Source organism: Cellulomonas sp. P4_B5_2 (genome assembly GCF_056402235.1).
Genome location: NZ_JBFUHU010000115.1, coordinates 1 through 10,190, shown reverse-complemented (window position 1 = coordinate 10,190; position 10,190 = coordinate 1). Strand labels below are relative to the sequence as shown.

13 protein-coding genes are annotated in these 10,190 nt (G+C 72.9%); 7 read left to right on the top strand and 6 right to left on the bottom strand.

Going from position 1 to position 10,190, the window contains the following annotated elements; translation table 11 throughout:
• The coding region (locus AC1DUQ_RS10225) for an AAA family ATPase (RefSeq protein ID WP_477073740.1) at window positions 1-988 on the bottom strand (988 nt) is incomplete at its 3' end.
• 111 nt (window positions 989-1,099) lie between these two features.
• Here AC1DUQ_RS10225 and AC1DUQ_RS10220 point away from each other — a divergent pair.
• Complete coding sequence (locus tag AC1DUQ_RS10220) at window positions 1,100-2,185, top strand: class I SAM-dependent methyltransferase (protein WP_477060700.1); 1,086 nt, start codon at window positions 1,100-1,102, stop codon at window positions 2,183-2,185.
• A gap of 32 nt (window positions 2,186-2,217) precedes the next feature.
• Window positions 2,218-4,353: an alpha/beta fold hydrolase gene (locus AC1DUQ_RS10215; protein ID WP_477060701.1), complete on the top strand. Its 2,136-nt coding sequence runs from the start codon at window positions 2,218-2,220 to the stop codon at window positions 4,351-4,353.
• Here the strand turns inward: AC1DUQ_RS10215 and AC1DUQ_RS10210 are convergent.
• Window positions 4,350-4,640, bottom strand: coding sequence for a DUF1905 domain-containing protein (locus tag AC1DUQ_RS10210; RefSeq protein ID WP_477060702.1), 291 nt, complete (start codon window positions 4,638-4,640; stop codon window positions 4,350-4,352). The genes AC1DUQ_RS10215 and AC1DUQ_RS10210 overlap by 4 nt on opposite strands.
• Before the next feature lie 47 nt (window positions 4,641-4,687).
• Here AC1DUQ_RS10210 and AC1DUQ_RS10205 point away from each other — a divergent pair, with 47 nt between their 5' ends.
• Both AC1DUQ_RS10205 and rlmC read left to right on the top strand, forming a co-directional pair.
• Window positions 4,688-5,200 (top strand): mycothiol transferase, encoded by a 513-nt coding sequence (locus AC1DUQ_RS10205; RefSeq protein ID WP_477060703.1) that lies wholly within the window; start codon window positions 4,688-4,690, stop codon window positions 5,198-5,200.
• A 10-nt stretch (window positions 5,201-5,210) separates the two neighbouring features.
• Window positions 5,211-6,347, top strand: a complete 1,137-nt coding sequence (gene rlmC, locus AC1DUQ_RS10200; RefSeq protein WP_477060704.1) for a 23S rRNA (uracil(747)-C(5))-methyltransferase RlmC — start codon at window positions 5,211-5,213, stop codon at window positions 6,345-6,347.
• Here rlmC and AC1DUQ_RS10195 read toward each other — a convergent pair.
• Together AC1DUQ_RS10195 and AC1DUQ_RS10190 are read right to left on the bottom strand one after the other, a co-directional pair.
• The gene (locus AC1DUQ_RS10195) at window positions 6,313-6,885 is read right to left on the bottom strand and encodes an isochorismatase family protein (RefSeq protein WP_477060705.1); all 573 of its coding nucleotides are present in this window, start codon (window positions 6,883-6,885) and stop codon (window positions 6,313-6,315) included. The genes rlmC and AC1DUQ_RS10195 overlap by 35 nt on opposite strands.
• On the bottom strand, window positions 6,882-7,331 hold the full coding sequence (locus AC1DUQ_RS10190) for a MarR family winged helix-turn-helix transcriptional regulator (RefSeq protein WP_477060706.1): 450 nt from the start codon (window positions 7,329-7,331) through the stop codon (window positions 6,882-6,884). The genes AC1DUQ_RS10195 and AC1DUQ_RS10190 overlap by 4 nt, the downstream gene beginning before the upstream one ends.
• A gap of 69 nt (window positions 7,332-7,400) precedes the next feature.
• Between AC1DUQ_RS10190 and AC1DUQ_RS10185 the strand changes: the two genes are divergently transcribed.
• Window positions 7,401-8,528 (top strand): flavin-containing monooxygenase, encoded by a 1,128-nt coding sequence (locus AC1DUQ_RS10185; RefSeq protein ID WP_477060707.1) that lies wholly within the window; start codon window positions 7,401-7,403, stop codon window positions 8,526-8,528.
• A gap of 4 nt (window positions 8,529-8,532) precedes the next feature.
• On the opposite strand, the gene AC1DUQ_RS10180 is transcribed toward AC1DUQ_RS10185, so the two are convergent.
• Window positions 8,533-9,144 carry a dihydrofolate reductase family protein gene (locus AC1DUQ_RS10180; protein ID WP_477060708.1) on the bottom strand — a complete coding sequence of 204 codons (612 nt, stop codon included), beginning with the start codon at window positions 9,142-9,144 and terminating at the stop codon, window positions 8,533-8,535.
• Window positions 9,145-9,234: 90 nt separating this feature from the next.
• Here AC1DUQ_RS10180 and AC1DUQ_RS10175 point away from each other — a divergent pair, with 90 nt between their 5' ends.
• Together AC1DUQ_RS10175 and AC1DUQ_RS10170 are read left to right on the top strand one after the other, a co-directional pair.
• The gene (locus tag AC1DUQ_RS10175; protein ID WP_175348501.1) at window positions 9,235-9,576 is read left to right on the top strand and encodes an ArsR/SmtB family transcription factor; all 342 of its coding nucleotides are present in this window, start codon (window positions 9,235-9,237) and stop codon (window positions 9,574-9,576) included.
• Window positions 9,569-10,012, top strand: a complete 444-nt coding sequence (locus tag AC1DUQ_RS10170; protein WP_477060709.1) for an SRPBCC family protein — start codon at window positions 9,569-9,571, stop codon at window positions 10,010-10,012. The genes AC1DUQ_RS10175 and AC1DUQ_RS10170 overlap by 8 nt, the downstream gene beginning before the upstream one ends.
• On the opposite strand, the gene AC1DUQ_RS10165 is transcribed toward AC1DUQ_RS10170, so the two are convergent.
• A partial coding sequence (locus AC1DUQ_RS10165) for a hypothetical protein (RefSeq protein ID WP_477073739.1) occupies window positions 9,961-10,190 on the bottom strand: 230 nt, incomplete at its 5' end. The genes AC1DUQ_RS10170 and AC1DUQ_RS10165 overlap by 52 nt on opposite strands.

Sequence of the window (10,190 nt, the reverse complement as noted above, 5' to 3'; positions counted from 1 at the left end):
CATGCACCGCGCGCCGGGCGGCGGGGGCGGCCTCGGCGTAGATGCCGGAACGGACCAGGTCGTGCCGGAAGGTGACGCGGTGGGCGTCGACGGTGAGCAGCTGCTCGCGCGCTGCCTCGTCCAGGTCGCCGACCGAGACACCGAGCCGGGCGCACGCGCCGGTGATCGCCGCGAGGTCGCCGCCCGCCGCCGCGGCCACCAGCATGGCGGTCCGGGCCCTCTCGGAGAGCGCGTCGGCGCGGCGGGCGAACGTCCGGGCCAGCGACGCCGGCACGGGGACGGGCGCACCGGGCGGCAGCGCGTCGAACCCCTCGTCCGTGAGCTCCAGGAGGGCGAGCGGGTTGCCGCCGGTCGCTGACAGCAACCGGGCCCGGGCCTCGTCCGGCAGGCGTCGGCCCAGCGACCCCGCCAGTTCCGCGGCGTCGGCGTCGGCGAGCCCGCCGAGCATGAGCATGGGCAGCCCTGCCGAGCTGACGACCGACGGCGCCTCGTCGCGCACCGCGAGCAGGACGACGACCGGGTCGGCCGTGAGTCGTCGGGCGGCGAAGCACAGTGCCTGGGCCGACGGGGGGTCGAGGAGGTGCGCGTCGTCGACGACCACCGCGACCGGGCCGTCGTCGGCCACGCGGCTGAGCAGGCTCAGCACGGCCGCGCCGACCGCGAACCGTTCTCCGCCGGACCCGGGCACCAGGGCGAGCGCCGAGCCGAGCGCCTCCGCCTGCGGTGCGGGGATCGCGTCGAGGTGCCCCAGCACCGGGCGCAGCAGCTGCAGCAGACCCCCGAACGGCACCTCGCGCTCGGCGTCGATGCCGGCCGCCCGCAGCACGCGCATGCCCGCCTCGGTCACGGCCGCGGTGGCGTCCTCGAGCAGGGCGCTCTTGCCGATCCCCGCCTCGCCGGAGAGCACCAGCGTGCCGCTCTCGCCCACGCGCGCGGAGGCCACCAGCTTCCCGATGACGTGACGCTCCTGCTCCCGGCCGACCAGCACCCACCCGAGTCTAGGGAGCACACCAGGGGGGTCCCCTGATGCGACCGCCACCACGCCAGCGACAGGGTCGGAACCGACAGATCCGACATCCTCCCGAGGAGACGCACCACCATGACCCAGACCCTGCCGTTCACCGAGCGGACCATCGACCCCGACAAGCTCATGTCCTTCGTGTTCCGCGCCGTCGACGAGGTCGGCGCCACCCTGAACACCGCGCTGGTGGTGATGGGCGACAAGCTGGGCTACTACAGCGCGATGGCGGACGGCGCGCCCGTCACGCCCGGAGAGCTGGCCGCGCAGACCGGGACCAGCGAGCACTACGCCCGCGAGTGGCTGAACAACCAGGCGGCCGGCGGCTACGTCGAGTACGACGCCGCGTCCCGCCGCTACACGCTTCCCGCCGAGCACGCCGTGGCGCTCGCGGACCCGACGAGCCCGGCCTACCTGGCCGGCTTCTTCCAGCTGGCTCTGGGCACCGTGCACGGCTCCGACGACATCTTCCAGGCGGCCCGCGACGGCGACGGCCTCGGCTGGCACGAGCACCACACCGACGTGCACCACGGCTGTGAGCGCTTCTTCCGCACCATGTACAACGGGCACCTGCTCACGGAGTGGATCCCCGCACTCGAGGGGGTCACCGCCAAGCTGGAGGCCGGCGCCAAGGTCGCGGACGTGGGCTGCGGGCACGGCGCGTCCACGATCCTGCTGGCCAAGGCGTTCCCGAACTCCACCTTCGTCGGCTCGGACTACCACGCGGCGTCGATCGACATCGCCCGCGAGCGCGCCCGGGCCGCCGGGGTGGACGACCGCGTGACGTTCGAGGTGGCCCCCGCGACGGCGTTCAGCGGCTCCGGGTACGACCTGATCGCGATGTTCGACTGCCTGCACGACATGGGCGACCCGGTGGGCGCTGCCCGGCACGTGCGCAACGCGATCGCCGCGGACGGCACGTGGATGGTGGTCGAGCCGATGGCGGGCGACCGCGTCGAGGACAACCTCAACACCGTCGGACGCGCGTACTACGGCTTCTCGACGCTGCTGTGCACGCCGGCGTCCCTGAGCCAGGACGTGGGGCTGGCGCTCGGCACGCAGGCCGGACCGGCCAAGATCCGCGACGTCTCGACCGCCGCCGGGTTCACGGCGTTCCGCACCGCGGCGAACACGCCGTTCAACAACGTGTTCGAGGTACGCCCGTGACTCGGGATCGCCTCCAGGCGGACACTGCTCGGGTGGGAATCCACCCGAGCAGGTCTGCCGACCCCGACGTGGTCGGTGTGACCGCGCGCGACGGGGTCGAGCTGGCGTACGAGGTGTTCCACCAGGACCACCCCCTGACCGTCGTGCTCGTCCCCACCTGGTCGATCGTGCCGTCGCGGTTCTGGAAGGCGCAGATCGGGTTCCTCGCCCGGCACTACCGGGTGATCACGTTCGACGGCCGCGGGAGCGGTCGGTCGGGTCGACCAGAGGGCGCCGCCGAGTACACCGACCGGCAGTACGCCGACGACATCCTCGCTGTGCTGGACGCCACGGGGACGGACCGCGCGGTGCTGGTCACCGAGTCCTGCGGGGCGTCGTGGGCGGTGCACGTGGCGGCGGGCGACCCGGACCGGGTGCTCGGGATCATGGCGATCGCCCCGTCGTGCGGTCTCGACGTGGCCACCCCGGGTCGCGACCACGTGCCGTGGGACGAGCCGCTGGACACGTCGCAGGGCTGGGCCAAGTACAACAAGCACTACTGGACCGGCGGCGGGTACGACGACTTCACCGAGTTCTTCTTCCACAAGATGTTCTCCGAGCCGCACTCGACCAAGCAGATCGAGGACTGCATCGGCTGGGCCCACGAGATCACGCCGGAGACCCTGGCGGACACCACCGCGGGCCGGCTCGGCTGCGAGGGCGCGGTGTGTGAGCCGGTCGCGCCGCTGGCCCGCCAGGTGACGTGCCCGGTGGTCGTCGTGCACGGCACCGACGACCGCATCCGGCCGCACGCGTTCGGCGAGCGGCTGGCCGAGCTCACCCGTGGCGAGCTGGTCCTGCTGGAGCACGCCGGGCACGGACCGTCGGCGCGCGACCCGGTGAAGGTCAACCACCTCATCGCGCAGTTCGTCGACCGGTTCACGCCACCGAGCCCGCGGCGGGCGTGGGTGCGCGCCGCCCGTCGGCCGATGCGCGCGCTGTACCTCTCGTCGCCGATCGGTCTCGGCCACGCGCAGCGCGACGTCGCGGTCGCGGCCGAGCTGCGGGCCCGCAAGCCCGAGCTGCAGATCGACTGGCTCGCCCAGAACCCGGTGACGAAGGTGCTAGCGCAGCACGGCGAGACGCTGCACCCCGCGTCGGCGTGGCTGCGCAACGAGTCCGGCCATATCGAGCACGAGGCCGGCGAGCACGACCTGCACGCGTTCCAGGCCATCCGCCGGATGGACGAGATCCTGGTGCACAACTTCATGGTGTTCGACGAGGTGGTGGCCGACGGCGGCTACGACCTGGTGATCGGCGACGAGGCGTGGGACGTCGACTACTTCCTGCACGAGAACCCCGAGCTCAAGCGGTTCTCGTTCGCGTGGATGACGGACTTCGTCGGTTGGCTCCCGATGTCCGACGGCGGTCCGCGCGAGGCCGCGCTGACGGCGGACTACAACGCGGAGATGATCGAGCACCGCGCCCGGTTCGCGCGCGTGCGGGACCGCTCGGTGTTCGTCGGCGACCCCGACGACATCGTCGAGGACGACTTCGGTCCGGGGCTGCCCAGCATCCGCACGTGGACGCAGGAGAACTTCGACTTCGCCGGCTACGTCACGGGGTTCGACCCCGCGGAGCTGGAGGGCACGGAGCGGTTGCGCGCCGAGCTCGGCGTCGGGCCGCAGGAGAAGCTCTGCCTGGTGACGGTCGGTGGGTCCGGCGTCGGGACATCGTTGCTGCGGCGCGTCATGGACGTCGTGCCGCTGGTCCGCCAGCTCGCGCCGGAGCTGCGGTTCGCCTTCGTCACCGGCCCGCGGATCGACCCGGGGTCGCTGCCGGCGTGGGAGGGGTCGACGGTGCTCGGGTACGTGCCGGACCTGTTCCGCCACCTCGCAGCGTGCGACGTGGCGGTGGTCCAGGGCGGCCTGACGACGACCATGGAGCTCACCGCGCTGAACAAGCCGTTCGTGTACGTCCCGCTGCGGCACCACTTCGAGCAGAACCTGCACGTGCGCAAGCGGCTCGACCGGTACGAGGCCGGCCGCCACCTGGCGTACGAGGACGCGCTCGACCCCGACGCGCTCGCGGAGGCGATCGTCAAGGAGGCCAGCCGCGACGTGCGGTACCGGCCGGTCGCGACGGACGGTGCGGCGCGGGCGGCGGCGATGCTGGCGGACCTGCTCTAGAAGTCCACCAGCGTCAGGCGCACGTGCACGGTGTCGCCGACGTCGAGGTGCTCGGCCCGGCGGACCGCCTTCTTCACGGGCAGCACGTACGTGTCCGTCGACGGGAAGATCGAGGTCCGCCAGGTCGTCGCACCGACCGAGACGTCGACGCGCACCGACCCGAACCCGCGGGCGCCGTCGCCGACGAGGTCGAGCACGTCGTCGGCGAGCTCGGTCGGCAGGCTCACGAAGGTCCAGGCGTCGGTGCGTCGCGCGCTCCAGAGCCACAGCGGGGCATCGAACTCCATCGGGCTATCGTCGCGCGTGCCACCCACGCGCGACGTAGCGTCGAGGGATGGATGTCGCCGCACTGCTGATCGAGTCGTTCGGACGCGTGGAGGGGGTGCTGGACCGCGCGGTGGGCGGGTTGACCGAGGACCAGCTGGCCCTGCGGCCCTACCCGGAGGCCAACTCCATCGCCTGGCTCGCCTGGCACGCGGGGCGCGGGCAGGACGCGCAGGTCGCCGACGTGGCGGGGGTCGAGCAGGTGTGGACGGCCCAGGGGTGGGCGGACCGGTTCGCGCTGCCGTTCGACCCGTCCGCCACCGGGTACGGGCACAGCGCCGACGAGGTGGGCCGCGTCAAGGCATCGGGTGAGCTGCTGCTCGGCTACTACCGCGCGGTCGCCGTCGAGACGGAGACCTACCTGGGGCGGCTCACCGCGGAGGATCTCGACCGCGTCGTCGACGTGCGCTGGGACCCGCCCGTGACGCTCGGGGTGCGGCTGGTCAGCATCGTCGGCGACAGCCTGCAGCATGCCGGCCAGGCGTCCTACGTGCGCGGACTGCTGGAGCCGTTCGAGACGTAGGCTCCGGCGCATGCAGTGCGACTACTTCGATGCGGGGGTCTGTCGCTCGTGCACCTGGATGGGACGCCCGCACGGTGAGCAGGTCGCGGACAAGGAGCGGCACTGCCTGAACCTRCTCGGCGAGCGCGACGACCTCGTGTGGCTGCCGCCGGTGACCGGGCCGGAGTCGGGGTATCGCAACAAGGCGAAGATGGTCGTCGGCGGGACGGTCGAGCACCCCACGCTGGGCATCCTCGACGCCGGTGGCCACGGCGTCGACCTGCAGGGCTGCGGCCTCTACCCCCCGTCGCTGGCCGCGACGTTCCCCGTGCTCGCGGCATTCGTCACCCGCGCGACCCTCACGCCCTACGACGTGCCGGCGCGCACGGGCGAGCTGAAGAACCTGCTGGTCACGCAGTCGCCGGACGGGGAGCTCCTGCTCCGGTTCGTGCTGCGGTCGCAGGAGCCCGTCGCCCGGATCCGCAAGCACCTGCCGTGGCTCCTCGACGCCCTGCCGCAGCTGCGCGTGGCCTCCGTGAACCTCCTGCCCGACCACAAGGCGGTGCTCGAGGGTGACCGGGAGATCCTGCTCACCGCCACCGAGACCCTGCGGATGCGCGTCAACGGGATCGACCTGCACCTGCGCCCGCAGAGCTTCTTCCAGACGAACACCGAGGTGGCCGCCGCGCTCTACCGGCACGCCTCCGCGTGGATCGAGGAGCTCGCGCCGGCGTCCGTGTGGGACCTGTACTGCGGGGTCGGCGGGTTCGCGCTGCACGTGGCGGCGCCCGGGCGCGAGGTGGTCGGCATCGAGACCAGCACCGAGGCGATCGCCAGCGCCACGCTCAGCGCGCGTGACCTCGGCCTGTCGGGCGTGCGTTTCGCGGCCGGCGACGCGACCGCGTTCGCGCTGGGTGCCGACGCCGCGCCGGACCTGGTGGTCGTCAACCCGCCGCGGCGGGGGATCGGCGACGCGCTGAGCCGGTGGCTGGAGACCTCGGGCGTGCGGCACGTCGTCTACTCCAGCTGCAACGCCGCGTCGCTGACCCGGGACCTGGAGGCGATGCCGTCGCTGCGGCCCCGCCGGGCGCAGGTGCTCGACATGTTCCCGCAGACCACGCACTACGAGGTGCTCACCCTGCTCGAACGGCGTCGAGCAGGGCGATGACCTCGTCGGTCGTCCCGGTCTCACCCAGCCGGGGGAAGATCCGCGTCACGCTGTTCTCGTGCGCCGCGGCGCTCCCGTCCGTCATCGCGTCGACCGCGAGCGTGACGTTCAGCCCGTGCTCGTAGGCCGCGCGGGCGGTCGACTCGACCCCCATGGTCGTGGCGATGCCGACGACGACGACCTGCGTCACGCCGTGACGGTCCAGCAGCTCCGCGAGGCCCGTGCGGTGGAACGCGCTGAGGGTCCGCTTGGTGATCAGGTGGTCGCCTGGCTGCGGGGTCAGCTCCGCGACGAGGTCGGCGGCACCCTGAGGGACCGGTCCGCCGCCTGCGCGCCGCGGTGACTCGGTCCGGCCGGGTGCGCTGCCGAGCGCCTGCACCAGCACCACCGGCAGGCCGCTGCGGCGGAACGCGTCGGCCAGCCGGGCGGAGCGTGCGACGACCTCGGCGGTGGGGTGCGCGGAGGGGAGGGCGACCACCGCGTTCTGCAGGTCGACGACGACCAGGGCGGTGATCGGGTCGAGGGTCGTGAGGGTCACGGGGTGGGCCTTTCGAGGGTGAGCCGGTCCAGCAGGGTCAGGGCGTCGAGCACGGTGGCGCGTTCGGCGGGGGTGAAGCGGTCCTGGAAGGCGCGGGCCAGCCACTCCTCGCGCACCTGACGGACGCCTTCCGCGCGCTCGCGGCCGGCGGGCGTCAGCGAGACCAGCTGGCGGCGGCCGTCGTGCGGGTCGGGGGTCCGGTCCACGAGCCCCTGCGCGTCGAGGGCGGTCAGGATCGTCGCCACGGACTGGGGTCGCACGCCCTCCGCGGTCGCCAGGTCGCTGGCCGACGCAGGCCCGGCCGTGCCGAGCCGGCTGAGCACGCTCAGCTGCGACGGCGTGAGCGCGCTGGTGTCGTAGACCTCGCGGAGCCGCCGCACGAGCCGCCCGAGCAGCACGCGCAGGTCGCGGGCGGCGCGTGCCGCGTCCGTGGAGATCGGATCCATGATTCGACAGTACCAACTGTTCAGTTGAAACTGGCTGTTGGACGGGCGTCCGAGACGGTAGGAAGAGCCATGAGCAACGCGGCCGTCCTCGTCATCGGTGCCGGACCCGGCGGTCTCGCGGTCGCGGCCGCACTGCGTCGGGAGGGCGTCGCCTCCCTGGTCCTGGAGCGGTCCGACGACGTCGGCGCGTCGTGGCGGCGGCACTACGAGCGGCTGCACCTGCACACCACCCGGCGCTGGTCGAGCCTGCCGGGGCTGCCGATCCCTCGGGAGTTCGGCCGCTGGGTGGCCCGCGACGACGTGGTGCGCTATCTCGAGCTCTACACCGCGCACCACCGGATCGACGTGCGGACCGGCGTCGAGATCAAGCGCATCGCGCGCGCCGGCTACGGGCGCTGGGTGCTGGAGTCGACCACGGGCGAGGAGCTCGCCGGGTCCACCGTGGTCGTGGCGACCGGCTACAACCACACCCCGGTGCCGCCGGGCTGGCCAGGCGTGGAGACGTTCCTCGGCGAGCTCGTGCACGCCTCGGCGTACCGGAACCCCGAGCCGTACCGCGGCAAGGACGTGCTCGTGGTCGGTGCCGGGAACACCGGGTCGGAGATCGCCGTGGACCTCACGGAGGGCGGGGCCGCACGGGTGCGGCTCGCCATCCGCTCGGCCCCGCACATCGTCCGACGATCGAACCTCGGGTGGCCGGCGCAGGGCACCGGGATCGTGGTGCGGCACCTGCCCGTCCCCGTGGTGGACCGGGTCGCCGCCGCGGTCGCGCGCGTCGAGGTGCCCGACCTGTCGGAGTTCGGCCTGCCGCGGCCGACCACCGGCCTGTACTCGCGGGTGAGGCAGGGATCGGTGCCGCTGCAGGACGTCGGCTTGATCGCGGCGGTGCAGGCTCGGCGGGTGGAGCCGGTCGCGGCGGTGGAGACGTTCGACGACGGCGCGGTGGTGCTGGCCGACGGGTCGCGGATCACGCCCGAGGTGATCATCGCGGCGACCGGGTACCGCCGCGGGCTCGAGCCGCTGGTGGGTGACCTCGACGTGCTCGACGACCGCGGTCTTCCCCGGGTGCACGGTCCGCGGACGTCGACCTCCGCCCCCGGGCTGTACTTCACGGGGTACACCAACCCGATCAGCGGGATGTTCCGCGAGCTCGGGATCGACGCCGAGCGGATCGCGCGCGCGATCAGCCGCGGGTAGCTCGTCAGCGCACCACGCGGAACGTCAGGTGCGTGGCCTCGGCCGTGGCGACGAGCCCCGTGCGCTCGAGCTCGGTGTGCCGGTCGCTCGCGACGTCGAGCAGCCGGGAGCCCCGGTGCAGGAGCACGGGCACCACGTTGAGGGTGAGCTCGTCGACCACGCCCGCGGCCAGCGCCTGCCGCACCACCTCCGCGCCGCCCATGACGAGGACGTCCCGGTCGCCCGCCGCCGTCACGGCCTGCGCCACCGCGCTCGCGACGCCGTCGGTGACGAACGTGAACGACGCGCTGGTCATCGGGCGCGGCTCCTGCGCCCTGTGCGTCACCACGAAGGTGGGCACCGGGAACGGGGTGTCCCCCCACAGGTCGACGCCGATGTCGTAGGTCCGGCGCCCGACGACCACCGCGCCGGTGCGGGCGTACAGATCCGCGGAGACGGCGGCGTCGTCGCCGCCAGGTGTCGTGCCGTCTGCAGCCACCTCGCGGTCGCCCCCGCCGCCGAAGAGCCAGCGGTGCAGACGTTCGCCGCCCACGCCCATCGGTGCGTCCGCCGAGACGTCCGGGCCGGCACTGAACCCGTCGAGCGACACGGACGAGCTCACCCGCACGATCCCCATGCCGGACACGGTAGGGGTGGTGGTGCCCCCTTGTCGTCGCTGGGTTCGGGGTTTACATTGAAGGTGTTCCTTAATTAAGGAGTTGCTCACATGCCAGCTCGGGACCCGTTGAGCGTCGTGTTCGCGGCGCTCGCCGATCCCACGAGGCGCGCRATCCTCACGCACCTCCAGCACGGCCCGGCGACCGCCGGCGACGTGGCTGCACCGTTCGCCATGAGCCGGTCCGCCGTCTCGCAGCATCTGCGGGTGCTCGAGGACGCCGGTCTGATCGAGCGGACCGTGACCGCGCAGTGGCGCACGTGCGTCCTGCGCACCGAGCCGCTCGACGAGGTCGCGACGTGGGTGGACACGCACCGGCGGTTGTGGGACGAGCGGTTCGACCTGCTCGACGAGCGGCTCCGGACGAGACGAGGAGAGGCAGACCATGCTTGAGACGGACCGGAAGTCCTTCACCATCACCCGAGTCTTCGACGCGCCGCGTGCGGTGATCTGGCGCGCATGGACCGACCCCGACGAGGCCGCGGCCTGGTGGCACCCGCGCGGGATCGTGACGCCACGGGACTCTGTCGAGCTCGACGTCCGCCCGGGCGGCTCCTACCGGTACACGATGGTCGCGCCCGACGGCAGCACCTACCCGACCGCAGGCGTCTACCGCGAGGTCGTCGAGCCCGAGCGGCTCAGCTTCACGTGGACCGACCCCGGGGACACCCAGGCGGACGCGCCGCTGATCACGGTCACCTTCGACGACCTCGGAGAGCAGACGCGCATGACGTTCCACCTGGACGGCCACAGCGGTCAGCCGGGCGACGAGAACGTCTACGACGGGTGGGACCAGGCGCTCGACATCCTGGTCGAACGCCTCGGCTGACTGGCACGTCGCAGAGCGACGACCACCACCAGGGGCCAGGCGGCCTGCGCCCCGGCGACGGCCCGTTCGCTGAGCCCGGTCAGGTCACCGGAGCCCTGAAGCTCCACGACGAACCAGCCGAGCAGCCCCACGAGCCCCACCGAGGCGCCGACGGTGACGACCGGCCGCAGGATGCCGG